The organism is Bradyrhizobium sp. P3_C3, from assembly GCF_056402655.1.
In genome coordinates this window covers 174,343-199,190 of record NZ_JBFUGY010000001.1, presented here as the reverse complement: position 1 = coordinate 199,190, position 24,848 = coordinate 174,343, and the positions used below count along the sequence as shown (strand labels likewise).

Annotated in this window: 33 protein-coding genes and 1 tRNA gene; 20 read left to right on the top strand and 14 right to left on the bottom strand. The window is 61.7% G+C overall.

The genetic code is table 11. The annotated features are described in order from the left end of the window. Nucleotides 1-3 precede the first annotated feature (3 nt). The 4 genes from AC1DW2_RS01120 to AC1DW2_RS01105 all read left to right on the top strand — a co-directional run bounded on the left by AC1DW2_RS01120 (nt 4) and on the right by AC1DW2_RS01105 (nt 3,175). A complete protein-coding gene (locus tag AC1DW2_RS01120; protein ID WP_477005089.1) occupies nt 4-690 on the top strand; it encodes an outer membrane protein in 687 nt (228 codons plus the stop codon). A 218-nt stretch (nt 691-908) separates the two neighbouring features. Continuing rightward, nucleotides 909-2,138 (top strand): CaiB/BaiF CoA transferase family protein, encoded by a 1,230-nt coding sequence (locus tag AC1DW2_RS01115; protein WP_063982558.1) that lies wholly within the window; start codon nt 909-911, stop codon nt 2,136-2,138. A gap of 225 nt (nt 2,139-2,363) precedes the next feature. After that, nucleotides 2,364-2,579 carry a hypothetical protein gene (locus AC1DW2_RS01110; protein WP_014494475.1) on the top strand — a complete coding sequence of 72 codons (216 nt, stop codon included), beginning with the start codon at nt 2,364-2,366 and terminating at the stop codon, nt 2,577-2,579. Nucleotides 2,580-2,782: 203 nt separating this feature from the next. Then, nucleotides 2,783-3,175 carry a RidA family protein gene (locus AC1DW2_RS01105; protein ID WP_283016887.1) on the top strand — a complete coding sequence of 131 codons (393 nt, stop codon included), beginning with the start codon at nt 2,783-2,785 and terminating at the stop codon, nt 3,173-3,175. A 179-nt stretch (nt 3,176-3,354) separates the two neighbouring features. Here the strand turns inward: AC1DW2_RS01105 and AC1DW2_RS01100 are convergent, their stop codons facing one another. Continuing rightward, nucleotides 3,355-4,026, bottom strand: a complete 672-nt coding sequence (locus AC1DW2_RS01100; protein ID WP_477005088.1) for a TetR/AcrR family transcriptional regulator — start codon at nt 4,024-4,026, stop codon at nt 3,355-3,357. A gap of 209 nt (nt 4,027-4,235) precedes the next feature. Between AC1DW2_RS01100 and AC1DW2_RS01095 the strand changes: the two genes are divergently transcribed. The 3 genes from AC1DW2_RS01095 to AC1DW2_RS01085 all read left to right on the top strand — a co-directional run bounded on the left by AC1DW2_RS01095 (nt 4,236) and on the right by AC1DW2_RS01085 (nt 7,497). Continuing rightward, a complete protein-coding gene (locus AC1DW2_RS01095) occupies nt 4,236-5,471 on the top strand; it encodes an acyl-CoA dehydrogenase family protein (RefSeq protein ID WP_477005087.1) in 1,236 nt (411 codons plus the stop codon). A 131-nt stretch (nt 5,472-5,602) separates the two neighbouring features. Beyond that, entirely contained in the window at nt 5,603-6,661 is a 1,059-nt protein-coding gene (locus AC1DW2_RS01090) for a phosphotransferase family protein (RefSeq protein ID WP_283016886.1), read from the top strand. A gap of 209 nt (nt 6,662-6,870) precedes the next feature. After that, the gene (locus AC1DW2_RS01085) at nt 6,871-7,497 is read left to right on the top strand and encodes a LysE family translocator (RefSeq protein ID WP_477005086.1); all 627 of its coding nucleotides are present in this window, start codon (nt 6,871-6,873) and stop codon (nt 7,495-7,497) included. Between the two features lie 199 nt (nt 7,498-7,696). On the opposite strand, the gene AC1DW2_RS01080 is transcribed toward AC1DW2_RS01085, so the two are convergent. The 3 genes from AC1DW2_RS01080 to AC1DW2_RS01070 form a co-directional block, all read right to left on the bottom strand. Next, the gene (locus AC1DW2_RS01080) at nt 7,697-7,999 is read right to left on the bottom strand and encodes a hypothetical protein (RefSeq protein ID WP_477005085.1); all 303 of its coding nucleotides are present in this window, start codon (nt 7,997-7,999) and stop codon (nt 7,697-7,699) included. Between the two features lie 167 nt (nt 8,000-8,166). Further along, complete coding sequence (gene argE / locus AC1DW2_RS01075; RefSeq protein WP_085405573.1) at nt 8,167-9,354, bottom strand: acetylornithine deacetylase; 1,188 nt, start codon at nt 9,352-9,354, stop codon at nt 8,167-8,169. Nucleotides 9,355-9,447: 93 nt separating this feature from the next. Further along, nucleotides 9,448-10,098 (bottom strand): TetR/AcrR family transcriptional regulator, encoded by a 651-nt coding sequence (locus tag AC1DW2_RS01070; protein WP_085405574.1) that lies wholly within the window; start codon nt 10,096-10,098, stop codon nt 9,448-9,450. Between the two features lie 94 nt (nt 10,099-10,192). Between AC1DW2_RS01070 and AC1DW2_RS01065 the strand changes: the two genes are divergently transcribed. After that, nucleotides 10,193-10,675, top strand: a complete 483-nt coding sequence (locus AC1DW2_RS01065) for an anthrone oxygenase family protein (RefSeq protein WP_477005084.1) — start codon at nt 10,193-10,195, stop codon at nt 10,673-10,675. Nucleotides 10,676-11,603: 928 nt separating this feature from the next. Here AC1DW2_RS01065 and AC1DW2_RS01060 read toward each other — a convergent pair. Beyond that, nucleotides 11,604-12,389 carry an SDR family NAD(P)-dependent oxidoreductase gene (locus AC1DW2_RS01060; protein ID WP_071912821.1) on the bottom strand — a complete coding sequence of 262 codons (786 nt, stop codon included), beginning with the start codon at nt 12,387-12,389 and terminating at the stop codon, nt 11,604-11,606. Between the two features lie 134 nt (nt 12,390-12,523). Between AC1DW2_RS01060 and AC1DW2_RS01055 the strand changes: the two genes are divergently transcribed. Both AC1DW2_RS01055 and AC1DW2_RS01050 read left to right on the top strand, forming a co-directional pair. Continuing rightward, nucleotides 12,524-13,222, top strand: coding sequence for a histidine phosphatase family protein (locus tag AC1DW2_RS01055; protein ID WP_477005083.1), 699 nt, complete (start codon nt 12,524-12,526; stop codon nt 13,220-13,222). Between the two features lie 69 nt (nt 13,223-13,291). After that, the gene (locus tag AC1DW2_RS01050; protein ID WP_063982568.1) at nt 13,292-14,059 is read left to right on the top strand and encodes an SDR family NAD(P)-dependent oxidoreductase; all 768 of its coding nucleotides are present in this window, start codon (nt 13,292-13,294) and stop codon (nt 14,057-14,059) included. Between the two features lie 150 nt (nt 14,060-14,209). Here the strand turns inward: AC1DW2_RS01050 and AC1DW2_RS01045 are convergent, their stop codons facing one another. After that, a complete protein-coding gene (locus AC1DW2_RS01045; protein ID WP_477005082.1) occupies nt 14,210-15,433 on the bottom strand; it encodes a serine hydrolase domain-containing protein in 1,224 nt (407 codons plus the stop codon). A 153-nt stretch (nt 15,434-15,586) separates the two neighbouring features. On the opposite strand from AC1DW2_RS01045, the gene AC1DW2_RS01040 reads away from it, so the two are divergent. Continuing rightward, a tRNA-Trp gene (locus AC1DW2_RS01040) sits at nt 15,587-15,662 on the top strand. Between the two features lie 40 nt (nt 15,663-15,702). Here AC1DW2_RS01040 and AC1DW2_RS01035 read toward each other — a convergent pair. Further along, on the bottom strand, nt 15,703-15,867 hold the full coding sequence (locus AC1DW2_RS01035; protein WP_477005081.1) for a hypothetical protein: 165 nt from the start codon (nt 15,865-15,867) through the stop codon (nt 15,703-15,705). A gap of 848 nt (nt 15,868-16,715) precedes the next feature. Here AC1DW2_RS01035 and AC1DW2_RS01030 point away from each other — a divergent pair. The 4 genes from AC1DW2_RS01030 to AC1DW2_RS01015 are packed head-to-tail and all read left to right on the top strand — an operon-like array spanning nt 16,716 to nt 17,734. Then, complete coding sequence (locus AC1DW2_RS01030) at nt 16,716-17,003, top strand: hypothetical protein (RefSeq protein WP_477005080.1); 288 nt, start codon at nt 16,716-16,718, stop codon at nt 17,001-17,003. Next, nucleotides 17,000-17,293 carry a hypothetical protein gene (locus AC1DW2_RS01025; RefSeq protein WP_477005079.1) on the top strand — a complete coding sequence of 98 codons (294 nt, stop codon included), beginning with the start codon at nt 17,000-17,002 and terminating at the stop codon, nt 17,291-17,293. Before AC1DW2_RS01030 ends, AC1DW2_RS01025 begins: the two co-directional genes overlap by 4 nt. Further along, complete coding sequence (locus tag AC1DW2_RS01020) at nt 17,290-17,445, top strand: hypothetical protein (RefSeq protein ID WP_354102181.1); 156 nt, start codon at nt 17,290-17,292, stop codon at nt 17,443-17,445. The genes AC1DW2_RS01025 and AC1DW2_RS01020 overlap by 4 nt, the downstream gene beginning before the upstream one ends. A gap of 49 nt (nt 17,446-17,494) precedes the next feature. After that, entirely contained in the window at nt 17,495-17,734 is a 240-nt protein-coding gene (locus tag AC1DW2_RS01015) for a hypothetical protein (protein ID WP_283016418.1), read from the top strand. A 641-nt stretch (nt 17,735-18,375) separates the two neighbouring features. On the opposite strand, the gene AC1DW2_RS01010 is transcribed toward AC1DW2_RS01015, so the two are convergent. The 4 genes from AC1DW2_RS01010 to AC1DW2_RS00995 form a co-directional block, all read right to left on the bottom strand. After that, nucleotides 18,376-18,570 carry a hypothetical protein gene (locus tag AC1DW2_RS01010; protein ID WP_354102182.1) on the bottom strand — a complete coding sequence of 65 codons (195 nt, stop codon included), beginning with the start codon at nt 18,568-18,570 and terminating at the stop codon, nt 18,376-18,378. 478 nt (nt 18,571-19,048) lie between these two features. Then, nucleotides 19,049-19,324, bottom strand: coding sequence for a hypothetical protein (locus AC1DW2_RS01005; protein ID WP_441268031.1), 276 nt, complete (start codon nt 19,322-19,324; stop codon nt 19,049-19,051). Continuing rightward, nucleotides 19,321-19,797, bottom strand: coding sequence for a hypothetical protein (locus AC1DW2_RS01000; RefSeq protein WP_441268030.1), 477 nt, complete (start codon nt 19,795-19,797; stop codon nt 19,321-19,323). The genes AC1DW2_RS01005 and AC1DW2_RS01000 overlap by 4 nt, the downstream gene beginning before the upstream one ends. Then, nucleotides 19,794-19,958 carry a hypothetical protein gene (locus AC1DW2_RS00995; RefSeq protein ID WP_477005078.1) on the bottom strand — a complete coding sequence of 55 codons (165 nt, stop codon included), beginning with the start codon at nt 19,956-19,958 and terminating at the stop codon, nt 19,794-19,796. The genes AC1DW2_RS01000 and AC1DW2_RS00995 overlap by 4 nt, the downstream gene beginning before the upstream one ends. 345 nt (nt 19,959-20,303) lie before the next feature. Here AC1DW2_RS00995 and AC1DW2_RS00990 point away from each other — a divergent pair, with 345 nt between their 5' ends. The 5 genes from AC1DW2_RS00990 (at nt 20,304) to AC1DW2_RS00970 (ending at nt 23,413) form a co-directional block, all read left to right on the top strand. Then, the gene (locus AC1DW2_RS00990) at nt 20,304-20,756 is read left to right on the top strand and encodes a HEPN domain-containing protein (RefSeq protein ID WP_477005077.1); all 453 of its coding nucleotides are present in this window, start codon (nt 20,304-20,306) and stop codon (nt 20,754-20,756) included. Nucleotides 20,757-20,766: 10 nt separating this feature from the next. After that, nucleotides 20,767-21,282, top strand: a complete 516-nt coding sequence (locus tag AC1DW2_RS00985; RefSeq protein WP_477005076.1) for a hypothetical protein — start codon at nt 20,767-20,769, stop codon at nt 21,280-21,282. Nucleotides 21,283-21,444: 162 nt separating this feature from the next. After that, nucleotides 21,445-21,669 (top strand): hypothetical protein, encoded by a 225-nt coding sequence (locus AC1DW2_RS00980; RefSeq protein WP_477005075.1) that lies wholly within the window; start codon nt 21,445-21,447, stop codon nt 21,667-21,669. A gap of 197 nt (nt 21,670-21,866) precedes the next feature. Further along, complete coding sequence (locus AC1DW2_RS00975; RefSeq protein ID WP_477005074.1) at nt 21,867-22,220, top strand: hypothetical protein; 354 nt, start codon at nt 21,867-21,869, stop codon at nt 22,218-22,220. Further along, a complete protein-coding gene (locus AC1DW2_RS00970) occupies nt 22,220-23,413 on the top strand; it encodes a single stranded DNA-binding domain-containing protein (RefSeq protein ID WP_477005073.1) in 1,194 nt (397 codons plus the stop codon). The genes AC1DW2_RS00975 and AC1DW2_RS00970 overlap by 1 nt, the downstream gene beginning before the upstream one ends. Nucleotides 23,414-23,551: 138 nt before the next feature. Here the strand turns inward: AC1DW2_RS00970 and AC1DW2_RS00965 are convergent, their stop codons facing one another. From AC1DW2_RS00965 to AC1DW2_RS00955, 3 genes are read right to left on the bottom strand one after another with little or no spacing between them, the layout of a single operon-like run. Further along, on the bottom strand, nt 23,552-23,980 hold the full coding sequence (locus AC1DW2_RS00965) for a hypothetical protein (RefSeq protein ID WP_477005072.1): 429 nt from the start codon (nt 23,978-23,980) through the stop codon (nt 23,552-23,554). After that, nucleotides 23,973-24,392: a hypothetical protein gene (locus AC1DW2_RS00960; RefSeq protein WP_477005071.1), complete on the bottom strand. Its 420-nt coding sequence runs from the start codon at nt 24,390-24,392 to the stop codon at nt 23,973-23,975. The genes AC1DW2_RS00965 and AC1DW2_RS00960 overlap by 8 nt, the downstream gene beginning before the upstream one ends. After that, nucleotides 24,385-24,810, bottom strand: a complete 426-nt coding sequence (locus AC1DW2_RS00955) for a hypothetical protein (RefSeq protein WP_477005070.1) — start codon at nt 24,808-24,810, stop codon at nt 24,385-24,387. Before AC1DW2_RS00955 ends, AC1DW2_RS00960 begins: the two co-directional genes overlap by 8 nt. Between the last annotated feature and the right edge of the window lie 38 nt (nt 24,811-24,848).

Genomic DNA, 24,848 nt, shown 5'->3' with positions numbered 1-24,848 from the left:
GCAATGAAACGCAAGCTAATCTGCCTCGCCGCGCTGGCCTGCTCCGCCGTCGCTGCGGATGCTGCCGACTTGCCCGTTAAGGCAGTGCGCTCTGTCGCCGTGTCGCCCTTCGCATGGACTGGCTTCTATGCAGGTGTCCAAGGTGGTTACGCGTGGAGCCAGGATCGCACTGTCGAATTCTTCTTGGGCGGGCCTCCGACCGGCTTCACGCATGGGTTCCGCGCGGACGGCGGCTTCGGCGGTGTCCATGTGGGCTACAACCATCAATTGGACAGGCTCGTTGTTGGCCTTGAGGCCGATGTAGACGTGGGCCCGGTGAACGGCGGATTTAACATCCCGTTTTTCCGATACGACGCGCGCAAGGAGTGGGAGGCCTCCGTTCGCGGACGGCTCGGCTTTACACCGACTGAGCGCCTGCTACTCTATGTGACGGGTGGCTTGGCGTTCACCGAGGTGAAGTACCGGTGGACGTCGACATTGGCAGTTCCCACGGTGGATGCCGACATTTCGAAGACCGGATGGACCGCAGGCGTCGGCGGAGAAGCGGCGCTGACCAATCGGGTTACGGCGCGCCTGGAATATCGCTATAGCGATTTCGGCACGTCCCGCTTCGACTGGCCCGACGTCGGGAGCTACGAGCAGCATCCTCGCTTCCAGTCCGTGCGCGGTGGAATCAGCGTCAGGTTCTAGCCGTCATCAGCGGCGCGGATCGCCGTGGCGGAGCGCCGGCGCAGGCGTGATAGCCGTGGCGCGGAAATTCGCCCGCCGCAGGGCCGCTCCTGCTGCCGGGCGATGGATAGCCGTATGCCCCGAACGCAGTGCTCAGAACTCCAAAATGGTGTATCCGCAGGGAGCGCGGCCAGGGCTTAAGGCCGCCGCGCCAATATCAGTTCCCGGAGGAAATCGACATGTCGGCCTTGCCGCTCTCAGGCATCAAGATCCTTGACCTCACCCGCGTGCTGGCCGGGCCCCTGTCGGCCCAGATGCTGGGCGATCTCGGCGCAGAGGTGATCAAGATCGAGCGGCCGGGCACCGGCGACGACGCGCGCGCCTTCGGCCCGCCTTATCTGACCGACCCCGAGGGCAAGGCCAACAACAACAACTCGTTCTACCTTTGCGCCAACCGCAACAAGAAGTCGGTCACCGTCAACATCGCCAAGCCCGAGGGGCAGGCGATCATCCGCGCGCTCGCCAAGGACGTCGACGTCTTTATGGAGAACTACAAGGTCGGCGATCTCAAGCGCTATGGCCTCGACTACGAGACGATCAAGGCGATCAACCCCGGCATCATCTATTGCTCGGTGACCGGCTTCGGCCAGACCGGCCCCTACGCGCCGCGTGCCGGCTATGACGCGATCCTGCAGGCGATGGGCGGCCTGATGAGCGTCACCGGCCATATCGACGGCGAGCCCGGCGAGGGTCCGATGAAGGTCGGCCCGTCTATCGTCGATTACATGACCGGCATGAACACCTCGATCGGGATTCTCTCGGCGCTGTACCATCGCGACGCCAATGACGGGCAGGGACAGCACATCGACGTCTGCCTGTTCGATACCGTCATCGCATCGCTGTCGCACTGGCTGCAGATCTACCTCGTCAACGGCAAGATGCCGCCGCGCCGCGGCACCTGGGGCAATGGCGGCATGCCGGCCGGCGTATTCCGCTGCACCGACGGCGAGCTGATGCTGGTGGTCGGCAATGACGGCCAGTTCCAGCGCACCTGCGCCGTGCTCGGCGAGCCCGAGCTCGCCAACGACAAGCGCTTCGTCAAGAACAACGACCGCGTCGTGCACGGCAAGGAAATCATGGCGATCTTTGCCGGCCTGTTCCTGAAGCAGCCGGTGGCCTACTGGTTGGACAAGCTGGAGGAGGCCGGCGTGCCGTCGGGCCCGATCAACAATTTCGAGCAGGTGTTTTCCGATCCGCACGTCCAGTCGCGCGGCATGCGGGTGAAAGTCGATCATCCGTTCGAGCCCGATCTCTCGCTGATCCGCAACGCGCTGACCCTCTCGGAGACCCCGATCGAGAATTACCGCGCCCCGCCGCTGCTCGGCGAGCACACCCAGGAGGTGCTCGGCGGCAAGCTCGGCTATGATGCCGGCAAGATCGAGCAGCTGAAGCAGCAGGGGATCATCTAGCTTCGCTTCCTGATCCTCCCAGGGGCGTGCTGGCGAAGACCAATGCGGTGCTGGCGCGCATGCGACAGCGATCCTGACCAGCCTCGGAGCGACGGTTGCGCGATGCCAGGCCTTGCCCGAGGCTTGCGTGCAATCCCCAGATGAACCCGGTCCGTACTCGCACAGGCTTCCGCTTTGCGCGCGACTCTGATGCGATCATCCCGACGCAAGTCCGGGAGGGAACGCATGTCCTACACGATCGGGTTTCAGGCCAAGGACCAGAAGGCAATTCTGGCGACCGAGGCAGCAACGGCCAATCAGGCCGTCGCCATCATTGCAGCGCTGCGGCAAAGCGCCGACGAGATAAAGTTCATCCGTTCGCCCCAGGAAGGCGAGATGGGCATCGAGATGCTACTGCTGCTCGCCAAGGAAGAGGCCGAGGAGATGCCGCAGCGGGTGTAAGGCACGATCCGGAAAACTGCGCAGCGGTTTTCCCTCGCGACAAACGCGGAACGGGTTTGCGCGGAGATTATCTCAAACAAAAACTAGAGCGCGATCTCATCGCGCTCTAGGCCCGCAACCACACTTCGAGCTTTAGCGAAGCATGCCGGCTGCAAAATAATGTAGCAAGGCGCCAGTCTCGCTCGAACCGAAGGTGGCCGCCGATGAAACGCGAAGCACTCCGCGTCGAACCGATCTCGTCCTTTCTCGACCGCGTCAAGGCGCCGACCTCGCCGGTCACGCGCGCCGGCAACATGATCTTCGTCGCCGGCCTGCCGCCGTTCGACCCCGAGACGGGCGAGATCGGGGGGATGCCAATCGCGCGGCAGAGCGAGATCATCATGGAGCAGATGAAGCTCTGCCTCGAGACGGCAGGCGCCTCGCTCGACAATGTTATGAAGTGCAACGTCTACTGCACCTCGACCAAACACTTCGCCGCGTTCAACGCGGTCTATGCCCGCTATTTCCCGATTGATCCGCCGGCGCGCATCTTCGTCTGCACCCCGGAATGGTTCGGCCCCTTCGACGTCGAGATCGACTGCATCGCGATGATGTGAGGGGGATTTCCGCGGCCCATCCTTCGAGACGCCCGCTTGAGGCGGGCTCCTCAGGATGAGGACGGAGCGCGCGGCATAGATTCAACGGGCAACAATGCCGATTAGCCTCATCCTGAGGAGACCGCAAAGCGGTCGTCTCGAAGGACGAGGCGTGCACGAGAATCGATCGAGCTCATTCGTCAGCGCGCGTCTCGCGCGAGTAGGCGCGCGGGCGCCTTCGTCTCGGTCCGCCCCGCCGTCAGCGCCATCGTCGCGACGCTGACGACGCGCGCGACGACGTCCTCGACGTCGTCGAGATCGCATTTGCCTTCCGACAGTTTCGTCAACCGCTCGCTCTCGCGGATGGTGTGGTGCGCCATGGCGAGCGCGAAGTTCAGGCCCCAATAGATATCGACGTCGCTGCGGTCGGGCAGGGAGCGCCGCATGGCGCCTGCGAATTTCCGCAAATGATCGATCTCGCGGTTCTTGATGCGGCGGATCGGCGGCACGGATTCGATCGAGGCGCGGATCATGAAGCGCGCCGCGGTGGAGCGCTGGTTTTCCGGACCCAGGCAGCCGCGCAAGGTCGGGCCGACCAGCGCCCGCAAGATCACCTCGATCGGCGCGCGACCGCCGCCTTGCTCTTCCGCGGCCTTCAATTCGCGCAGGCGTTCGCGATTGGTGGCGATCGAGCGCGAGACGAACAGCTCCGCGATCAATTCGTCCTTCGAGCCGAAATGATAATTCACCGCCGCGAGGTTGACGTTGGCCCCCGCGACGATGTCGCGCAGCGTCACGTCGCCAAAGCCGCGATCGGCATAGAGCCGTTCGGCGGCGGCGAGAATGGCAGACCTCGTATGATCGCTGGCCATGGATGCCCCTCGGGGAGGGAGTTGCAATTCAAACACTTGTATGAAACTATCGTTTGAAGGCCGGAGAAAGTCAATCCGCAATCGAGACTCGTTCGCAACGCGCGAGCCGGTTCCGAGGCGTCCGCAAGCATTCGCGCTTGCGGGTCGCGTGCGGCGGGAGGACAGTCCGGCGCAAAACAGCTTTGCAAAGAGAGACCGAGGAGCGTCCCATGGATTTCGATCTGTCCCCCAAGCAGAAGGAATGGCTCGACCGCGTGCAGTCGTTCATGACCAAGCACGTGCGTCCGGCGGTGCCGATCTATAACGAGCAGGATCACAGCGGCGAGCGCTGGAAGGTGATCCCGGTGCTGGAGGACCTCAAGAAGAAGGCGAAGGCCGAAGGCCTCTGGAACATGTTCATGCCGCCGAACGTGCATGAAGACGACGAATTCCGTGGCGCGGGATTGACCAATCTCGAATACGCGCTGCTGTCGGAGCAGATGGGTCACATCTCCTGGGCTTCGGAAGTGTTCAACTGTTCGGCGCCCGACACCGGCAACATGGAAGTGTTCATGCGCTACGGCTCCAAGGAGCAGAAGCGCAAATGGCTGCGTCCGCTGATGGACGGCGAGATCCGCTCGGCGTTCCTGATGACGGAACCGGCGGTCGCCTCGTCCGACGCCACCAACATCGAGACCAGCATCGAGAAGGATGGCGATCACTACGTCATCAACGGTCGCAAATGGTGGTCGTCCGGCGTCGGCGATCCCCGCTGCAAGATCGCGATCCTGATGGGCAAGACCGATTTCAAGGCGGCCAAGCACCAGCAGCAGTCGCAGATCCTGGTTCCGCTCGACACTCCCGGCATCAAGGTCGAGAAGATGCTGCCGGTGTTCGGCTTCGACGACGCGCCGCACGGCCACGCCCAGGTGCTGCTCGAGAACGTGCGCGTGCCCAAGGAGAACATCCTGCTCGGCGAGGGCCGCGGCTTCGAGATCGCGCAGGGCCGCCTCGGTCCCGGCCGCATCCATCACTGCATGCGCACCATCGGCAAGGCCGAGGAGGCGCTGGAGAAGATGGTGAAGCGTCTGATGTCGCGCACCGCCTTCGGCAAGAAGATCGTCGAGCACAGCGTGTGGGAGCAGCGCATCGGCGAGGCCCGCACCAACATCGAGATGACGCGTCTGCTCTGCCTCAAGGCTGCCGACATGATGGACAAGGTCGGCAACAAGACCGCGCAGGCCGAGATCGCCATGATCAAGGTCGCAGCACCCAACATGGCGCTGAAGATCATCGACGAGGCGATCCAGGCGTTTGGCGGCGCGGGCGTGTCGGACGAGGCGGGGCTTGCCAAGGACTACGCCGGCATCCGCACGCTGCGGCTCGCCGACGGTCCGGACGAGGTGCACAATCGCGCCATTGCCAGGCTCGAAGTTCGGAAGTATGCCAATTCTCCCAAGCATTAAGAGGGAGAGCCCTGCGGCGCTCCCGACTTGAAAAAGACGACAGGGCTGATCCGCATTCGGTGACCGCTTGACGCAAGTGCGTCAGCGGTTACCGATTAGGATCATGTTCGGACTGAAGAGGGAGCGTCATCGTGGCTGACGGCGTCAGGAAAGACGAAGAATTCTCAGGCACCAAGCCGGTCGAGGAGCGTCATCGCTTCGACGAGATGCGGCTCGAAGCCTGGATGCGCGACAACGTCGAAGGCTATGAGGGCCCGCTGGTCGTCCTCCAGTTCAAGGGCGGCCAGTCCAATCCGACCTACCGGCTCAACACGCCGAACCGCTCATATGTGATGCGCCGAAAGCCGTTCGGCAAATTGCTGCCGTCGGCGCACGCGGTCGATCGCGAATATCGCGTCATCGCAGCCCTTGGAAAGCAGGGTTTTCCGGTCGCGCGCGCCTACGCGCTGTGCCAGGACGACAGCATCATCGGCGCCGCCTTCTACATCATGTCGATGGAGGACGGCCGGGTGTTCTGGGATCCGACGTTGCCGAGCCAGACGCCGGAAGATCGTCGAAAAATCTTCACCAGCAAGATCGAAACGCTGGCAAAACTCCACATGTACGATCCCGTCGCGATCGGCCTCGGCGAATTCGGCAAGCCCGGCAATTATTTCGCGCGCCAGATCGATCGCTGGACCAAGCAGTACCGGGCGTCCGAGACCCAGCACATTCCGGAGTTCGAGAAGGTCGCCGAATGGCTGCCGAAGACCGTGCCGGAGCAGGCGCGCGTCTCGATCGTCCACGGCGACTATCGCCTCGACAACATGATTTTCCACGCGACGGAACCGCGCGTGCAGGCCGTGCTCGATTGGGAGCTGTCGACGCTTGGCGATCCCATGGCCGACTTCACCTATCTCCTGATGCAGTGGATCATGCCGGGCCTGGATGGCGCTGACCTCAAGGCGCTCAACATCCCGAGCGTGGACGAGGCCGCGCAGATCTATTGCAACGTCACCAAGATGACGGTGCCTGATCTCAACTGGTATTTTGCTTACAACCTGTTCCGCCTCGCCGGCATCACCCAAGGCATCGCCGGCCGCGTCCGCGACGGCACCGCCGCCAACGCGAAGGCCCTGGAGTCGGCCAAGCGCACCGTGCCGCTGTCGAAGGCGTCGTGGGAGTACGCGCAGAAGGCGGGCGCGGTTTAGACACACAAAGGCGCGGCTGATGGCCGCGCCTTTTCGCTTTGTGGTTCGCCGTCTCCACACTTTCGGTGTCATTGCCCGCGAAAGCGGGCAATCCAGTATCCCAGAGACAGCGCGTGGACGCAGAGGAGCCGCGGCGTACTGGATGCGCCGGTCAAGCCGGGGCATGACACCGCTGTCGTAGCGACATCAGTGAAAGAACGGCCAGCCACATGATCGATCACGCCACCCTCATCACCTACATCCTCATCGTACTCGGTTTTGTCTTCATTCCCGGGCCTGCGACGCTGCTCACCATGGCGCGCGCGGTTAGCTCGGGAACGAAGGTCGGCATCGCGACCGGCGCGGGGATTGCGGCCGGTGACTTGATCCACACTTCGATGGCGATCGTCGGTCTTTCGGCGATCATCGCGACCTCTGCGCTGCTGTTCAGCATCGTTAAATATGCGGGCGCTGCGTTCCTGATCTATCTCGGCATTCGCGCGATGCTCGACAAGGCGCCGGTCGAGCTGAACGGCGGCGCGCCCGCGATCGGCGCGGGCCGGGCCTTCCGGCAGGCCGTGCTGACCGAAGTGCTCAATCCCAAGACCGCGCTGTTCTTCCTTGCGTTCCTGCCGCAATTCGTGAGGCCGGAGCACGGTTCGATCGCACTTCAGCTTGCGATCCTCGGCATCGTCTTCGTGCTGCTGGGTCTCGTCAGCACCGTGGTGTTCGCCGTCGGCGCCGGTCGTCTGGGCAATCTCCTGCGCCGCCATCCGGCCGTGGTGAAATGGCAGGGCAAGGTGGCCGGGACCATCTACTGCGTCGTCGGCGTGCGGCTGGCGTTGCAGGAGCGATGAGGAACGCGTGCTCCCGTAGCCCGGGTGAGCGCAGCGACACCCGGGACGGCGGTCCCGCATGTTGCTAACGCTCATGCGGGCTACGCTCTGAACGGTTGCGGCGATGAACGCCATCAATGTCGACATCCTGCGCTCGCTGTTCATGCCCTTCTTCTTCGACGCGACGGCGTCGAGCGCCGCTCTGATGGTGATTGGCCTGCTACCGGGCGCGAATGGTGAACCTCGGTCCGACGTAGTAGCCGCCGTATCCGCGATCGTAATAGCCGGGACCGGCGTAGTAGTTGTAGCCCCTGCCGGGGAAGTAGCTGGGGTCGTCAAAGTAGCGCAGGACATAGCGTCCCCGGGTCCGCCAGCAGCGTCCATAATACTCGTTGCAGATCAGACCGACTTGGTCGACGTCGGAGATTTCGGCAGAGCGGATCGTCGTTGCGTTGAGCGGCGCGGCGGGAGCGGCGGCCGCAACCAGCGCGGCCCCGAGTGCGCCCAGTGCGATGGCCTTCATGGAGTTCTCCCTTCGGTTAGGCGAGAGTCTGGAGCCTCGCAGAAGGGAGCCTTGCCTGTCGGGCAAATCAGCTCCCGCAGGGTGGGCAAAGGCGCATCATTGTCCGCCATTCGCACGGGCAACAGAAGTGGCGGGTTACGCTGCGCTAAGCTAACCCACCCTACGGGTCAGCCCTTCACACAATGCGCGATCAGCCTTTCCACGAAGCCTGCGCATTTCTCCAGCTCCGCCATCGCCACGAACTCGTCGGGCGTATGCGCTTGCGCGATCGCGCCGGGGCCGATCACCACCGACGGGATATCCGCCATGCTGGCGAACAGGCTTGCCTCGGTGCCGAAGGCGACCTTGGCGTGGTCGTTGCGCCCGGCGAGGCTTTTTGCCAGCGTGACGATCGCGGCATCGGCATCGGTGTCGAGCGCGGGATAATCGAGGATCTCCTCGAAATCGATGCCGCACTCGGGATGTTGCTTCTTCATCTCCGGCTCGAGCTCGGCCTTGGCCCAGGCGACGATCGCATCCGTCACCTCGCGCGACTCGGTGATGCCGATGCCGCGGCATTCGAAATCCACCGTGCAGGTATCGGGCACGATGTTCAGCGCGGCGCCGCCATGCACGATGCTGGTGAGCAGCGTCGAATGCGGAACGTCGTAGAGGCTGTCATTCGATCGCGCGGCCGCAAGCTTCACGGCACGGCGACGGATTTCGGTGATCAGCTCGGCCGCGTATTCGATCGCGTTGACGCCGTCGGGCGCGATCGAGGAGTGGCGGGCGAGACCACGGAATGTCGCGCGCACGCCATGCTTGCCCTTGTGGCCGATGATGACCTTCATCTCGGTCGGCTCGCCGATGAAGGCGCCGAGCGGCTTGATCTTCTTCTTCGCGACCTCGCGCAGCATCGGCCGCACGCCGACGCAGCCGATCTCCTCGTCATAGGAGATGGCGAGATGGATCGGCGTCGTCAGCTTCGCTTCCAGCATCTCCGGCACCATGGCGAGGCACACCGCGACAAAACCCTTCATGTCGGTGGTGCCGCGGCCGTAGAGCTTGCCGTCGCGCTCGACCAGCTTGAACGGATCGTGGCTCCAGTCCTGGCCCACGACCGGCACGACGTCGGTGTGGCCCGACAGGACGAGACCTGGCCGGTCCTCCGGTCCGATCGTGACCCAGAGCGAGGCCTTCTGGCCGGTGTCGTCGACGATGCGCTCGCCCTTGACACCGAGGAAAGCGAGATAGCTCTCGATATGGGCAATCAAGGGCAGATTGGTGCGGTCGCTGACGGTGTCGAAGCCGACGAGGTCGGCGAGGAGGTTGCGAATGCGATCGGGTCGTGAACTCGGGAAAATCGGGTTGGGCATTGTCTCGTTCATGAGATGGAGGATGGCTTCGCGGCCTGCACGAAACATACCAATGGAGTGGCGGTTCGGGCAAATCCGGTCGCGAGGGGTGCTTTAGCCGAGTGCGGAGAGATCTTTCGGCAGCATTCGCTTGAACAGCTCAAGCGTGCGCCGCGCCTCCGCCGGCGGCAAGGCGATGGCGTGACGAACCGCGGCCGCGATCTGGATCATCGCCAGTTGCGAGAAGGAGGTGAGGGCGGTGGCGGGCTGTTTCGGCGCGACACGCTTGAGCGCCTCGCGCAAGAGGCCGGCGAGAAAAGCCACATCCTCCTCGTCGATCTTCTGCAAGCTTCGGTCGGCCTGCGTCGCCTGCCAGATGCGATGCATCACGGGATGTTCGCGGAACATCTGGTCATAGCCGTCGGTGATGCGGCATAGCGCAGCGTGCAGGTCGGACAGCTTCTTCATCTCGGCGAGGTCGCGCTGGACGCATTCGCGGCCGATGACATTGCACCGCTCGGCGAGCGTCCCGATCACCGTGCTCTTGTCCGGAAAATATTGATAGAGCGAGCCGAACGCGATGCCGGTGCGCTCGACGATGTCGCTCATCCGGAAGGCGTCGCTGCCTTTCTCGGTGAGGATCTCGGCCGCAGCGGTCAGGATGCGGTCGAAGCGTTCGCGGCTTCGCTCCTGCGTCGGCACCAGCGGCGTGCGTCGCGCGGCCGCGTGCGTCGTCTTGTCCGTCCTGCTTTTCCGTTCCGGCATCCTGATTCCCGCCATCCGCGCTTGACGTCACAAATAAGAGAGTTTATCGCATTTATCAAATACGAGAGTTTATCGTATTATAGGGAGCTGCGGCATGTGGCAGGGTTTTACGACCGGACTGCTCTGGTTTTCGGCGATCGGCTGCGGCCTCATGGCCGGAATCTATTTCGCCTTCTCGACCTTCATCATGGCCGCGCTCGGCCGGCTCGATCAGGCCGCCGGCATCGCCGTGATGAACGCGATCAATGTCGACATCGTGCGCTCGCTGTTCATGCCACTGTTTCTCGGCACGACGGTGGTGGGTGCGGCGCTGGTGGTGATGGGGACGTTGCGCGTCAGCGAGCCGGGGGCAGTGAGCATGATCGCCGGCGGCGGCCTCTACGTCATCGGCATGTTCGTGGTGACGATGGTGTTCAACGTCCCGCTCAACAACGCGCTCGCCACGTTGCAGCCGTCCGCGCCGGAGGCTGGCGCGGTGTGGGCGGCGTATCTGAAGGACTGGACGTTCTGGAACCACGTGCGGACGGTTGCGTCGTTGGTCGCGAGCGGGTTGTTTGTCGCAGCGCTGGCTTCGTAGGCCAAATCGGCATCGTAGCCCGGATGGAGCGAAGCGAAATCCGGGGCCACTATGTCCGGGGGCGCAAACCCCGGATTACGCTTCGCTCCAGCCGGGCTACAAGATCTCCAGTCTACAAGACCTTGCGTTGCCCGTCGGGCAAAACACTCAAACTCTCGGTCAATGTGTACTCGCGAAAATATTCCACTTTACCGAAATTCGGAAACGGCGTATCTGTCGCCGCAACCCGGCCCAAGGAAGAGGGGCGTATCGCGATCGTCACGAACGCGGGCCGGGCGGCGGTGGACGTGGGCCACATCGGTGCGAAAAGCTTCGCAGGGCGGGCGACCGTGAGCGAAGACCTCGCGCCAACGACAGATGTGATCGGCGTACGGCCAAATCGTGTCGTCCTGGCGCCCGGGGTCTGTGCGCCAAGTCTTGCGGTGATGTGGCAGCCCGACCGGGCATGCGCATCAGCCATCCGCAACGGCGACGGGGGCAATAGTGCAACGCTCCCCGGGGAGAGCACGACATAAGCCGTTCCAACCACTGCGCAGGGAAGGCCGGGATGCTCCGGTTGCCCTGTTACCCGCTGTGCATTGTAGCGCAAACTACTCATGGCATAGCGGACAATGGGAGCCAACCGGCTCCCGGCCTTCCCTGCGCCCTCTTTCAATTGGGGGTGAGGCGACCAAGCAAAGCTCGGGCGAAGCAAGCCGCGAGGATGCGAAGGTGTGTCTGCAATGAAGATGCGAATGATGAAGCGGCCGTGTCACCTCACACTCCGTCATTGCGAGGAGCTCTTGCGACGAAGCAATCCAGACTGCCTCCGCGGAGGGATTCTGGATTGCTTCGCTGCGCTCGCAATGACGATGTTGAGGCAGTTGCGCGCCAAAACTCCGGTCTCGTATCCCGGACGCAACGCGTCCGGGATACGAGAAAGCGCATGCTAAACCGGCTTGCCCGTATACGGCATCGACGCCGTCAAACCACCGTCAACCGGGAACGCCTGGCCGTTGACATACGATGCTTCGTCGCTGGCCAGGAACAGCCCCATCGCCGCGAGCTCGTGCGGCTGGCCGGGGCGCTTCAACGGATTGAGCTGGCCGATCTTGTCTTGGGTGCCGCGCTCCTTGGCGCGGTCGAAGATCGGTTTGGTCATGCCGGTCTCGATCAGGCCCGGGCACACCGCGTTGATGCGCACGCCGGTGCCGGTGAGCGAATACGCCGTGGTCTGCACCAGGCTGATCACGCCGGCCTTGCTCGCCGCATAGGGATGCCCGCTGGCGCCGGCCTTGAGGCCCGCGACGGACGCCGTGAGCACGATCGCGCCGGACTGCTGCTTCACCATGTGCGGCATCGCATGTTTCACCGCGAGGAACGGGCCGATCAGGTTGATGCGCAGCACCTCCTGCCACTGTTCCACGGTCTGCTCGCCGAGCGGCACGAGCCCGCCGGAAACGCCGGCATTGGCCCAGATCACGTCGAGCCGGCCGTGCGTCTTCACCGCCTTGTCGATGACGGCCATGACGTCCTTTTCGGAGCCCGCATCCGCCACCATGGCTTCCGCGACACCGCCGGCCTTCTTCACCTCGTCGACGGTCTCCTTCACCGCCTCGGTGCGATCGACCGCGATCAGCTTGGCGCCTTCCCTGGTGAAGAGGAGTGCGGCGGCGCGGCCGATGCCGCTGCCGGCGCCGGTGATGATGACGGATTTGCCTTGCAGACGGCCCATGCGTTTCTCCCTCTGGTATGCTGCGCGACGCTTGCCGCGCAACGGAATTTCAAACAAGATTTCAAACGGTAAAGTGTCTTGAGACACGTTCACACCTGACGTACAGCGACATCACACGGGATGGAAGAGTTTCGATGACAGGCACAGACAAGCCCAAAGTGGTCACGACGCGGTGGTGGTGGGTCCGTCATGCGCCGGTGCGCAATGACGGCGGCAACATTTACGGCCAGAGCGATCTCGCCTGCGATACCAGCGATACCTACGTGTTCAACGCTGTTGCCAAGGTGCTGCCACGCAAGGCGGTCTGGTATTCGAGCAATCTGATGCGCACCCACCAGACCGCGGAAGCGATCTGGGCGGCCGGCTTCCCAAGGCCCGCATCGATGAAATGGGAAGCAGACCTGGCCGAACAGAATCTCGGCCGCTGGCAGGGCATGAATCGCGCCCAGTTCATCGCCAGCCGCCCCGTCGGCTCGAGCTGGTTCGCCGACATCAACGAGCCCGCGCCCGGCGGCGAAAGCTTCATGGATCTCTACAACCGCACGCGCCGCACCGTCGAGCGGATCAACAACGAGGCGGCCGGGCAGGATGTGATCGCGGTTGCGCATGGCGGCACCATCAAGGCGGCGATCGGCCTCGCACTCGACGGCCAGGTAGAGCGGGCACTGTCGTTCGACATCGACAATGTGTCGATCACGCGGCTCGATTATTTCTCGAGCTCCGAACGCTCGGTCTGGCGATTGCCGATGGTCAACCAGCAGCCGTGGATCGCTGATGACGCGCACGCCGAGATGCATCAGCTGGCGGGGCCGGAAGTCAAGAAGCTTGCCTGACGCCATTGTCCGCTCGTGCGGACGCGGCGTAAGCTTCAAGCCAATCAAAACGCACTCTGGGAGAGAAACATGACCTTGTTCGACATGAAGGGGAAAGTCGCCGTCATCACGGGATCGACGCGCGGCATCGGGCTTGCGATCGCCGAGCGCATGGCTGAGCACGGCGCCAAGGTCGTGATCTCCTCGCGCAAGGCCGACGTCTGCGACCAGGTTGCGAAGGGCATCAACGACAAGTTCGGCAACGGCACGGCGGTTGCGATCGCCGCCAACATCTCGTCGAAGGAAAATCTGCAAAACCTCATCGACGAGAGCAACCGCGCCTTCGGCAAGATCGACGTGCTGGTCTGCAACGCCGCGTCGAACCCCTATTACGGTCCGCTCGCCGGCATCTCCGACGATCAGTTCAGGAAGATTCTCGACAATAACATCGTCGCCAACAACTGGCTGATCTCGATGGTGGTGCCGCAGATGATCGAGCGCAAGGACGGCTCGGTCATCATCGTGTCCTCGATTGGCGGCCTGAAGGGCTCGACCATCCTCGGCGCCTACGCGATTTCCAAGGCCGCCGACATGCAGCTCGCGCGCAACCTCGCCTGCGAGTACGGCAAGCACAACATCCGCGTGAACTGCATCGCGCCCGGCCTGATCAAGACCGATTTTGCCAAGGCACTGTGGGACAACCCGGAGAATTTGAAGGCCTCGACCTCGCGCTCGCCGCTGCTGCGCATCGGCATCCCCGACGAGATCGCCGGCGCCGCCGTGTTCCTGGGATCGAAGGCCGGCGACTTCATGACCGGCCAGACCATGGTGATCGACGGCGGCGCGACGATTAGTTGATGGTCTCGCGTCCCGGACGCGGTGCAGCACGAAGTGCTGCTCCGCTGAGCCGGGACCCAGAAGGCGGCGTTCGAGATCGCGGAGACATGGGCCCCGGCTCTGCGACGCACCGCTACGCGTTGCGTCGCGTCCGGGGCACGAGAGCGATCGTCAATCCACCGCCGCGTAAACTAGATCCCGCACCAGCGTCCGCGTGTGGTCGCGCTGCCCCGGTCCCTGCGACATAAACACGACGAACAGATCTTCCTTCGGGTCGATCCAGAAGAACGTCCCCGCAATGCCGCTCCAGAAATACTGGCCGACGCTGCCGGGGAACGGCGCGATGCCGGCCTCGCGGCGCACGGCGAAGCCGAGGCCGAAGCCGTGGCCCGGCGACAGCAGCGTGCTGTTGGTCACAACGTGCGGCCCAAGGTGATCGGATGCCATCAGCTCCAGCGTCTTGCGGCCGATGATCCTGTTGCCGTCGAGCGTGCCGCCGTTGCGCAGCATCAGCGCGAAGCGGGCATAGTCTATCGTGGTCGAGACCAGGCCGCCGCCGCCGGACTCCATCACCGGCTGCTCGAGCATGTTGAACAGCGCGACCTTGTCGCCGGTCCAGGGATCGGCTTCGAACGGCTGAGCGAGCCGGCCGGCATTGGCTTCGCTGGTGGAGAAGGCGGTTTCAGTCATCTGCAACGGCGCGAGGATGCGCTCGGTGAGGAACGCGCCGAGCGATTTGCCGCTGACGACCTCGATGATGCGGCCGAGGATGTCGGTGGAGCGGCTGTAGTTGAACTCGTCGCCGGGATGGCAGACCAGCGGGAAGCTAGCCACCAGCGCGGCATGCTCGGCATTGGTGATCTTGCGGCTGCGCACCCGCGAGTCCTGGTAGAGCTTGTGCACGGGGCCGTCGCCCTGGTGCTCATAAGTGAGACCAGAGGTGTGGCGGAGCAGGTCCTGCACCGTCATCGGCCGCCGGGGCGGAACCAGTTCCAGCTTGCCGCCGCTGACGACGCCGACCTTCTGGTCCGCGAACTCCGGAATGAACTTGGCGACGGGATCGGCGAGGAGCAAATGGCCATCCTCGACCAGCGTCATGATGCCGACCGAGACGATCGGCTTGGTCATCGAGAAGATCCGGAAGATCGAATCAAGCGCCATCGGCGCGGACCCCGCCGGGCTCTGCTTGCCGAGCGCCTCGAACCAGCCGACCTGGCCGCGCCGGGCGACCAGCACGGTCACCCCGGGGATGGTTCCCTTGTCGATCTCGCGCTTGAAGGCGTCCGACATCGCCTGGAGGCGAGGGCGCGACAGGCCCAGCGTTTCCGGCCTGGCCTCGGGCAAAAGCGGGGTTTTCGGCGCGGTGGCGGCTTGGGCGGCGGCTGTGGCAGTCATGTTCACTCCCGGGGGGCACATTATTATCGGGAATGAACTCTGGCCCAGAAGGCGCGGCACAAACAAGCGAAGCCAGCGCGCTTCACCCTTGCAAACCAGCCGTCCCCTGTGCTTGAAAGCGCCCCTGATCCGCGTGGCGACGCGAGGGTCCGTAGGAGTGTAGCTCAATTGGTAGAGCACCGGTCTCCAAAACCGGGGGTCGCAGGTTCGAGCCCTGCCACTCCTGCCAAGTAATCTCAATGACTTAGCAGGAAATCGACGAAGCCGCGCTACCGGGAAATTCGCCCTAGGTAGCGCCCGGGTAGCGGCCCGATATTGGCCGCCAGATCGAGCAGGCCGGCGCGCTCCAAGGGCAGGGCGCTCTCCTTCGCCAGCTCCGGGCAGATGCGCTCCATGCGCGCGAGTTCGTCCAACGATGTGAGGATTCGCATCATCCAGGCACCGCGATAACAGGGGCCCTATCTCAACGCCCTCTCACGAGCGACGTTAAGGCTCGCCTTCGTTTCTGCAATAGCCTCGCGGTCCTGCTCTCGCCTCGGGGGTGGCTCGCTCAGATCGCGGGCCCAAGCTGCACCGCGCTGTGGGGCCGACCGCTCAGCAACGGGCTCCGAAGTGGTGCAGGACGCCAGGAAGAAGCCGGCGAAAGCCACTGCACCCGGCAAAGCGATCCGCTCTTGAAGCCTGCGCATTCTGGAAATCCCGAAGAGTCGCACGCTCAGCGAGCAAACTCCCAGGGCCCCTGTTCGTCAAGACTTCATTTGCCCGTCCTGCGGCCGGCGCGGCGTAGGGATCGTCTTTTCGGCCAGCGACAACAGCGACCCCAATACCAACGGTCGAACGTATTCAGTTGCGTGGCAATGATCGTGCCCCTGGATGTGGCAGGAGCGGTTTCCGAACGCGCCTTTCATAGTTCCATCTTGATTGTAGCGCGAACCTTATTCTACCATAGCGTTGGTGGGTAAGCGGCTCGATGGGGAGAAATCGATGCTCAACAACATCGATCGCAGCGCGAAGCTGGCGCAACTGTCGCCAATAGGTTGGGCTCTTCTGTTTTGGGGACTGTTTCTTTTTGTCGGGTACTGTGTCCCTTGGTGATCGGACACTGCTGCGCACTCGGTCTTCGCGGGTTCAATCGACGTAGAGCCAGCGCGCCATGCGCCCGTAAGCGCGGACTGACGGGCTCCTGCTTCCCACACCCACGACGCGTAGTAGCTCGCGCGCGTCCGGGGACCCAAGGGATTGATAATTTGCGACGCGCTTAGGATGCCGCTTTGATCGCGGCATGCCTCGCCCGGTCCGCCGCCGCACGCCTACCCATGCCGACGGCCGCCCGATCAAGATCACCTTCGGCGAGATGCGTGAAATGGGCGTGCGCGGCGTGCTGGTCTACTGCCATTGTGGCCATCACATTGCCCTGGAGGCCGATCGGTGGCCTGACAATGTAAGGCTTTCCGATCTCGAGCCGCGGCTGGTCTGCCGGGGCTGCGGTGGCCGCGGAGGAGAAGTCCGGCCAGACTTCGAACGAGGCAATCCACAGCTTGCAATCATGGGGTACCGAAACACGAAATGACCAAGGGCTGGGGGCGGCCTTTCGAGAAGCCGATCGAGGTGGACGGCGGCAAGCTGGTGACGCTGCTGGATGCCGGCGAATACATCAGCGCTTTGCCGAGGAAGGAGCACCAGGCGCCGGAATGGCAAGCGGCGATGGAAGCCTTGATCCTGGTGGCGGAAGGCGGCGGCCCGGCGATGTTTGCCCGCATCGGGGTCATGCGGGCGTTGAACCGCCACCACGTCCCGGAGTTTAACCCGAAGGGAAAGGGGCCCCATTGGGGCCGGCGCAAACTGAAGAGGGATCAATGACCGTCTTCGTGTACGTGAATACTGCCAAACGGGTCGGCGACGCCGATCACATCAAGGTCTTTTCCACCATCGATGCTGCGGAAACGTGGTTCGAGGAGAACGATCCCGAGGGAGTGGCATTCGAATACGACGTGATAGGCTCACCAGCTTGATCCGCGGCGCAAGCTGCCGTGCACTTTCATCATTTGAGGATTCGAGATTATGCCCAAGGAAAATTGCCTGATCGTCCGTGCGGCTGGAAAACAGCTCGATCTACTGCGCGGAGAAGCTTCCCGAATTGCGAAGGAGAATAAGGTCGACTGGTGGATCGATCGGGCCGACGTCGGCATGGTCTTCTGCTTTGAAGACTCGAAGGCGAAAGATGCTTTCGCGCTCACTTGCGACAGCTTCGGCGTTCCATGCCAAGACGGGTTAGCCAAAAAGAAACCCGCGGCCAGCTGAGGCGAACTGGCGCGGAAGCATTGCCAACTAAGGCGGCCCTACGAGAACCGACCCATCGCCCAACGCGCGTTAGACGATGGGCGGTTCCGGGTGGATGGCGCGAACCTAGGAACGCGCCACAGACCGATTGCTCAATCTTTCTGTCGGACGATCGTTCCTATTGAATGACCAACCTCGGGATCCAACTGAACGGCCTTACAGGAAAAAGAGGCCAATGGCGGCAGCCGCTACCGGCAGCATCCCCAGCACAATCACAACGCCACGATAGACCAATTCGTTACGCATCGGGAAAAAGTAGCACGTCTGGAAGCAGCATGATGAGCAAAATTGCTCACTCCCAGCGCCAACTGAGGCGGCCTTTATTTTCTGTCTTGAGCAAAATTGAACAGGCGCGATTGTCGATGCGGTTCAGTGTGAGGGATGGCCCGGGAAACAGAAGCCCTAACCGCAGAAGAGTTCGCTTCGCTTCTTCTGGTTGGCAATGTGCCCCCAAACGGCCGCGCGCCCATAATCCCCCCCGCACACAGCGATCGGCTCATTGCTTTGGGCTACATGGTCTTTCTATCGGGTAGGCTGCGAATGACCACAAATGGCCGCGTTCGGATATACGCGGGGCAACTCGCGGCTGCCTGAAGGACCTTCTATTCCGGCGGCTGTAGGCCGGGCGATCTCAGCCAGTCGCTGATGTGAGAGCCGGTCTCGGCTTGGCGGGCTCTGCGAATTGCATGCTCCCGCTCGATTCCTGGGGGAAGCGTTTCAGCCTTCTCACGGAGGCGCTTGGCCTCTTCGGCAAAGCGCTCTTCAAGGGGGGTGGTCTGCTTGGTTCGGCGTCGCATGGCGCTGGCTCCTATCCAGAGGAAGGAGGCGGGAGCGCGAGATGGCGTTCTCATCACCGATAAAAGCCAAGGGCCGCGCGGTGATGATTTAGTGTGCGCTCTTCGACATAGGAACGCGAGTCATAATCCTGGCGGGGTCGAGCAGCAGCGGCTCCAACTGAAATGCCGCAAAATGGGAAAAGCCGCAGCGTGGTTCCAGCCCCACTGCGGCCATCCCGGGTAACTTGAAATCGGTTGGTACTTAAATCGCGCCGGTGTTCCTTTAATAGAACACCCCGTTCCGAAAATGGAGTCCGGGCAACTACCGGAGTCCGGTTTTCTACGCATTGTCACTTGGAGGGCAGACATGGCACGGCATGTCATTCCAGCCCCAACTGCTCCCGGCTGCCGATCCAATTGCGGATTAGAGCGCCGGGAGTGCTAGGCCCGTCAGCGTGAACCGGCGGGCCCTGGTATTATCGCCTCAGCCGCCGGCGCTTCATGGCGCACCCCGCTGCGTCTCGTCGTTCCACGCTGCGTAATAGCTCGTCTTGAACTCGCGCAGCATGTCCGCGAGGTGCTGGACCGCGAAGTTGGCAAGCTCCAGACATCGCTCGTTGGTCACGTCTTGGCACCAGTCGGCGACCAAATGCTCTGTGATCTCGCCCATCCGATCGAGATCGCCGACCTTTTGCTCCAGATTGCGGAAGGCCTTTGCGTGAAGTTTCTCGACGGCCGCTCGGTCGGGTCGCGATAGCTCAATCACGTTGCTCATGCTGATCGCTCCCGGTTCTCGCAATCTCGCTCGACCAGCCGAAACAATGATCGCAGGAAAAGGATCTCGAACGGTTGAAGATTGCGGCCCGACTCCTCGTCGCCGGACTGATCCATTACGACGTCGGCGACGCTGGCGAGCGACCACAGTTCAACCGTCCGAACCTTGCTCGTCTTACTCATGAGGCGCGTAAGCCTGCGCAGCGCTGCGTCCCGCCGCTCGGACGTGCCCTCAATGACGATCTCGGCAACGGTCGAATTGCCGGTGTGCTCGGCGCGCCAGGCACCGTTGATCGCGCCATTGATCGACGTATACGTAACGGCTGCGCGCATGATCGCGGAGGCTCGGTCGAGCTCCTCCTCGCTGTCGAGCCGGCTGGGCGGTGTCAGGATTTCGGCGACGTTCTCTGTAGGTAAGGCGGCGGGAGAATTCGCCCCAGCGCGCGCGGCAGACAGATCGATGATGTTGCTCATTGCTGCACCGCCTTGCCGAGCATGCTGCGGCGGGACAGGCCCTCAGCGGGCTTTAGGGACTCGCTGATGCGTTCGCCTGTTTCAGGCTGTCCGGTGGCGGGTTGAGAGGAAAACGAATCCACGGACTCCGCTCGCGGCGGAATGGGGCTATCGATGGTCATGGTTGTGGCTTTCTAGATTGGCTGTTCAAGGCCGATGCCGGTGACGGACCGGCAGCCGGGAGTTGAACACCTGCTAGAAACAGGCGGATGGCCTTTAAGCTTTCGCTCTGGACATAGCGCACCCCTCCCGGCCATAATGGCCAGGTCGGTGCACCCGCCAAGGTGCATCCAGCATCAGACCCCGCCAAGGGTCCATGCATTCGGCACGCTTCCGACGCCAATCGGTTGCACGCCTATTCTAGTCCGGGTGTTCAAGCCCACGGACATCCCATCACTGATTTGGTTAAAAATCCATCCCCTTTCGGGGCGCTTTCCCGCGCCTTCAGGTTGCGTTAGATCACCTGGATGGCAACTCCCGATTCACCGCCCGACAAATTCTTGGCCGTCTCCCACCTGACGGATGCGCAGCAGTACCGGCAAGCGGCGCGCATTCTCGCCGATAGCCAGTTTCAGCAGATTACGAGCCCACAATACTTTCTGATTTCGCAGAGCATTGAGCTTTATCTCAAGGCCTTCAACATTGCGGCCGGTGTGAAGCAGTCCGAGCTCAAAAAGGTGGATACACGCCATTCGTTAGCCAAGCTCTTTAAGATGGCAACTGAGCATGGTTATGCACCCAAGAGTCTAAAAACCGGGGCAGTGATCGAGTTGCTCGATCCGCACCATGCTGATCACTCGTTTCGCTATCGCAAGGTGGGGTTCAAGAGCTATCCGACTTTAAAGGAAGGATTAGACACGCTGGATCGAATGGACCGCGAGATTGGGCCCGTAGTCGCCCGCTCGATCAAAAAACTTTGAGGCAAGCGCTATGGACGCATGCACGGTCGATTTGATCGTGAAGTTTGCTGGTCCCGTCGCGACCGTGCTCGCCTCCATCACGGCGGCAGGAGTGGCGATCGCTTTCGGCCTCTATCAAGCTAAGATTGCGCGACGGCAAGCCAATATTGCTCAGGACAAACTGGCCCTTGATCTATTCCAACGGCGGTTAGATGCGTTTTCAACCCTTCGCGGCGCAATAGCGAAAATCGTAACTTCCGGCAGCTCAAATTCAGTGCTCGAGCAGGAATTGCTAGAAGGTATCGACCGCGCTCGGTGGCTTTTCGGAAAGGAAGTCACCTCATACCTTGATGAGTTATACATGCACGCGATCGATTTTGACGCGTGCAACAAGGAACTCAATGAAGCACACCTGTCGGGCGCACAGCGCGGCGACATGATCGCGGGTCGGCGGAAACATCTTGATGCGCTGAATGCATTTTACCCTCGAATGGAAGGTTTATTCGGTCCATATCTGGCGGCCACCCACAAGTTCTCGGGTGAGTAAGATCGCGGTCGTTGGCTTCAGCATTGCGCGCGGCGGGCGCGCCTGAGTCGCGGCGGCCGGATGTCAGCCAGCGCCATCGAATATCCAGGAATCAGGGAGGCAGGCACTTGCGCTCGCTCTCCGGTTGCGAAATGCTAATTTTGAAAGCCGGGAGGAGCAACGATGGCAGTAGACTGGCGCGAGTACGCAAAGGCTGTCGAGAAGCAGCTCGAGCAACTGAGACGAGACCTCGAACCGCTTGAGTCGGGGAGAATGAAGCTCGGCGAGCGCGAGGGAAGCAGCGCCTGGCGGGACGTCACCCAGGAGGCTATCGATCGAAACAAGCAGGTAATCGCGACGTACGAGGCGATATTGAAAGACGTTCGAGAGAACCGGATCAAGGACTGACGTCCTGGCTGTTGAAGCGCTCCTCTTGCCGGGCTGATTTGCTTAACGAAGTCCATCCCCCTCGGCATCTAGACCAACGATAAGTTGCATTGCACCCCGACTCTCGGGTAAGGCTGCAAAAAAATCCTTGGGGAACCATGCCGTACGAGTACCATCCCGAAATTCCGGAAGACTGTCCTTTGCAAGGAGCAACATCGGTGGGGACGATCTACCGATCGGTATCAGCTTTTTCGCCTGCCCCATCCGATTTTGCCTCAGACGTTGAGGCGAGAGGGGCGAAGCGTTCAAACTGCAAAAATTGGGGCTGCTCGGTTTGGCAAGACCTGCAGTCTGCTTACCATGCTCGCGAGCTCTACGACGGCTTTCGAACATCCTTCATCGTAGTTGGCGTATTGGCCGGTACAGAAGGTCAAGTGCTGTCGACGCCCTCCAAACAGCAGCCGGGCCATGCGACATTCTGGAAAGTTCACAATTTAGATATATCAGCACAGTTCGCGGTAGCTTTGCAGCCGATGGTGCCACAGCAAGATGATCCATTGGGACCCATGTGATGTGGTCTATTAATGAGCCAGCATCAAAACCGTGGACAACGAACCCGATTGTCCCGGTTGAAACTCTATACGAGTTTGACGGTCCACTGACCTTTACTGCCTCTTTCGGTCTTTTTAACGCGCTATTTCATCATGTTGGAACGCGGGGAGCGTCGAGTTATTTCGCGGTTGTCCAGGCGACCGAGGAGGCGATTGATGCGCTTCGTTCGGGTGCTCTGTCCGTTCGCGGCGCGCTGAACAACCCGAATATTTGGGTAGTTGAACTTGATCGCGCTCTCACTGTCCAACGATACTGGGCATGTGCTCAAGAAGAATTTCCAGAGAAGTTGCTCCCAAAGCGAAACGTTCCGCTTTTTGCGCACATGGAGCAGGCGCCTGATAGCCTTGAAGAAGCGAACGGTTACTTCTCGATCGCTTTTCGCGGCGAACGTTTGACCCACAAGAGCATTCCTTTCAACCTGCTAAAATCTCTTATTGATGATTCCTACGAGGCCGCGCGTCGCCTGTTGAGTCCAGCATTTTTGGCTGGTGCAAAAAGCGCGACATATGATTTTCCGGCACGTGCGGTTCCCGGCAGCCTGGTGTTGGTACTGGAAGAACCGCGGATAAATGATGCTCAATTGAAAAGAAGAACCGCAGAGGCACCGCTGACGGTTGAAGATGCCCAAGCTTCATTTATGAAACAGAGGGACCTGTTTTTCCAAGAAACAGCAGAGCTCGTTTCAGAAGCAAATACGGGACATCTCTCAGACAGCCTCGCCGAACAACGGTTCGCCTTGCTTGACAATCTACAACAGATAATTCCGTCCGATCAGAACAAAATAGAGAGCGTCGTATTCTCGGCCCGAGAAGGCAATTCGGTGTTATCTGTTTCTGTTAACGAGCGCGCTGGCACTACAATGCATCGGGCCTTTAAGCGGATCGAGAAGCAGGCCGTCACCGATGTTGGCAGAGTCGAAATTGTGAATTCTCCGAGTAAAACCTTTGTATATCGGTCGTCCCGTGGGAAGCAGGTTACTTGTTCGATACCGGCCGACGCGTTTCAACACCTAGAAGAGAGTGGTCGCCTCCGTATTGGATCGGTGGTGCGGGTGAAGGGTCACCTAACTAAAAGGCCCCAAAGGGATCTGATGACCTCCGAGGCGGAGCCTGAGATGACGGTGCCACCGCCCCCTCGTACGAACATACCGTAATAGCCCATTTGCGATCGAACTACTTTCCACGTTGCTGTCCGATTTAACGTGACGCCGCCGTCCGTCATGCCCTCTATTTCTTTGGGAGACGACTGAATCTCGATCTGCCGCGCCGGCTCCGGGCCGATGACGCGATACTTACGGTCTAATGATCTCGATCTGCGCGGGCGTGACGTCGATCATGGGCGGCCTGGGATCGTGAGTAATGATCTGGATGACCACGCCTGGCGACGCGATGCCGGAAGGTGCTGCTGATGCCGCCGCCTCGGGCACGACACCGATCAGGCCCAGGACGTAGCTTGAGGCGCGATCACGGACCATCTCGTTCGAGCTGTCGAGCAGTGCAAGCTTCGTGGCACCAGCACGGGCGGCCCCGACGACAAGCGTGCGCTTGATCTTCTGGCGCATGTGCTCGGCGACGTGAGGCTTCGATAGCTCGCGGGAGAGGTGCTCGCGGCTGATGCCGGCGACGGCGGCGGCGTCGGTAATCGTCTTGGCCGTATCCGCGACCATGGCATCGATGGCGGCCCGAACCTTCGCGGAGATCGGCTTGGGTTTTTCAGACATGATCGATGACCTTGGGCGGGAACTCGTGGTCGTCCCTGAGATCGATGACGTAGCCGGCCTTCACCTCGATGTTCAGGTTGACGCTGGGCTGGCTGGCCGGCTGGATACCGGCGAGCCCCAGGACGAACGAGCTCGCCCGGTCGCGGACCATGGCATTGTCGCAGTCGAGCAACTCGACCTTGGCAGCGCCGGCCCGCGCGGCGGCTGTGGCTAGATGACGCCGCGTCTGCTGGTTCAAATATTCAGAGACGTGCGGCCTGCCTATCTGCCTGCTGAGATGTTCGCGAGTTAGCCCGACCTTCTCAGCCGCTGCCGTGACGGTCTTGCACTCGCCCGTTGCCAAGCTCCTTATCGCCACCCGTACCTTGAGAGGGATCGGCTTGGGTCGATCGATCGTCGCAAGTTCAGCCATACCTGGCTCCTCGACGTTTCATTTGGACCACGCGGAGATGGGCGTGTGATTCCGGAGGCGTCTTGTTTTGGTGGGTTGCGGCGGTCGGCTTTTGTGCAGCGATTTGCTTCGGGGAATTGCTGTTGTTGGCGAAGCGCTGTTGTGCGCGATTGACCGGTTCACGACGAGCAAGCGTCTTCGCAGTGGTGGTTGGATTCTCAATAAGCAACACCTGCATTCCCAGGACTTCCAATAGCGTTTCAAAGCCTACGGGCCAGATCCTCTTGCTGTGTCCATTTCCGAGGAGCTTGCCGGCGTAGCCGGGCGTCAAGCCGCCCAATCGATCAATCTCGAGGCGGCTGATTTCCAGTTCTTGGGCCCGCGCGCGGCAGGCCTCGACCAAACCCTGGTAACCCTCGACAGGGCGCGCGATGCTCATCGTTGAACGTCCTTATTGCAGGGCGGCCGCAGTCGCGC

Coding starts and splice junctions, on each gene's coding strand:
- AC1DW2_RS01085 (WP_477005086.1), top strand. CDS start 6,871: ATGATCGATCACGCCACCCTCATCACCTACATCCTCATCGTACTCGGT.
- AC1DW2_RS01080 (WP_477005085.1), bottom strand. CDS start 7,999: ATGAAGGCCATCGCACTGGGCGCACTCGGGGCCGCGCTGGTTGCGGCC.
- AC1DW2_RS00965 (WP_477005072.1), bottom strand. CDS start 23,980: ATGTCTGAAAAACCCAAGCCGATCTCCGCGAAGGTTCGGGCCGCCATC.
- AC1DW2_RS01120 (WP_477005089.1), top strand. CDS start 4: ATGAAACGCAAGCTAATCTGCCTCGCCGCGCTGGCCTGCTCCGCCGTC.
- AC1DW2_RS01000 (WP_441268030.1), bottom strand. CDS start 19,797: ATGAGCAACATCATCGATCTGTCTGCCGCGCGCGCTGGGGCGAATTCT.
- AC1DW2_RS01020 (WP_354102181.1), top strand. CDS start 17,290: ATGACCGTCTTCGTGTACGTGAATACTGCCAAACGGGTCGGCGACGCC.
- AC1DW2_RS01095 (WP_477005087.1), top strand. CDS start 4,236: ATGGATTTCGATCTGTCCCCCAAGCAGAAGGAATGGCTCGACCGCGTG.
- AC1DW2_RS00985 (WP_477005076.1), top strand. CDS start 20,767: ATGGACGCATGCACGGTCGATTTGATCGTGAAGTTTGCTGGTCCCGTC.
- AC1DW2_RS01005 (WP_441268031.1), bottom strand. CDS start 19,324: ATGAGCAACGTGATTGAGCTATCGCGACCCGACCGAGCGGCCGTCGAG.
- AC1DW2_RS01065 (WP_477005084.1), top strand. CDS start 10,193: ATGTGGCAGGGTTTTACGACCGGACTGCTCTGGTTTTCGGCGATCGGC.
- AC1DW2_RS00990 (WP_477005077.1), top strand. CDS start 20,304: ATGGCAACTCCCGATTCACCGCCCGACAAATTCTTGGCCGTCTCCCAC.
- AC1DW2_RS00995 (WP_477005078.1), bottom strand. CDS start 19,958: ATGACCATCGATAGCCCCATTCCGCCGCGAGCGGAGTCCGTGGATTCG.
- AC1DW2_RS00970 (WP_477005073.1), top strand. CDS start 22,220: ATGTGGTCTATTAATGAGCCAGCATCAAAACCGTGGACAACGAACCCG.
- AC1DW2_RS01070 (WP_085405574.1), bottom strand. CDS start 10,098: ATGCCGGAACGGAAAAGCAGGACGGACAAGACGACGCACGCGGCCGCG.
- AC1DW2_RS00955 (WP_477005070.1), bottom strand. CDS start 24,810: ATGAGCATCGCGCGCCCTGTCGAGGGTTACCAGGGTTTGGTCGAGGCC.
- AC1DW2_RS01060 (WP_071912821.1), bottom strand. CDS start 12,389: ATGGGCCGTCTGCAAGGCAAATCCGTCATCATCACCGGCGCCGGCAGC.
- AC1DW2_RS01025 (WP_477005079.1), top strand. CDS start 17,000: ATGACCAAGGGCTGGGGGCGGCCTTTCGAGAAGCCGATCGAGGTGGAC.
- argE (WP_085405573.1), bottom strand. CDS start 9,354: ATGCCCAACCCGATTTTCCCGAGTTCACGACCCGATCGCATTCGCAAC.
- AC1DW2_RS01010 (WP_354102182.1), bottom strand. CDS start 18,570: ATGCGACGCCGAACCAAGCAGACCACCCCCCTTGAAGAGCGCTTTGCC.
- AC1DW2_RS01100 (WP_477005088.1), bottom strand. CDS start 4,026: ATGGCCAGCGATCATACGAGGTCTGCCATTCTCGCCGCCGCCGAACGG.
- AC1DW2_RS01110 (WP_014494475.1), top strand. CDS start 2,364: ATGTCCTACACGATCGGGTTTCAGGCCAAGGACCAGAAGGCAATTCTG.
- AC1DW2_RS01015 (WP_283016418.1), top strand. CDS start 17,495: ATGCCCAAGGAAAATTGCCTGATCGTCCGTGCGGCTGGAAAACAGCTC.
- AC1DW2_RS01115 (WP_063982558.1), top strand. CDS start 909: ATGTCGGCCTTGCCGCTCTCAGGCATCAAGATCCTTGACCTCACCCGC.
- AC1DW2_RS01050 (WP_063982568.1), top strand. CDS start 13,292: ATGACCTTGTTCGACATGAAGGGGAAAGTCGCCGTCATCACGGGATCG.
- AC1DW2_RS01045 (WP_477005082.1), bottom strand. CDS start 15,433: ATGACTGCCACAGCCGCCGCCCAAGCCGCCACCGCGCCGAAAACCCCG.
- AC1DW2_RS00960 (WP_477005071.1), bottom strand. CDS start 24,392: ATGGCTGAACTTGCGACGATCGATCGACCCAAGCCGATCCCTCTCAAG.
- AC1DW2_RS01055 (WP_477005083.1), top strand. CDS start 12,524: ATGACAGGCACAGACAAGCCCAAAGTGGTCACGACGCGGTGGTGGTGG.
- AC1DW2_RS01030 (WP_477005080.1), top strand. CDS start 16,716: ATGCCTCGCCCGGTCCGCCGCCGCACGCCTACCCATGCCGACGGCCGC.
- AC1DW2_RS00980 (WP_477005075.1), top strand. CDS start 21,445: ATGGCAGTAGACTGGCGCGAGTACGCAAAGGCTGTCGAGAAGCAGCTC.
- AC1DW2_RS01035 (WP_477005081.1), bottom strand. CDS start 15,867: ATGATGCGAATCCTCACATCGTTGGACGAACTCGCGCGCATGGAGCGC.
- AC1DW2_RS01105 (WP_283016887.1), top strand. CDS start 2,783: ATGAAACGCGAAGCACTCCGCGTCGAACCGATCTCGTCCTTTCTCGAC.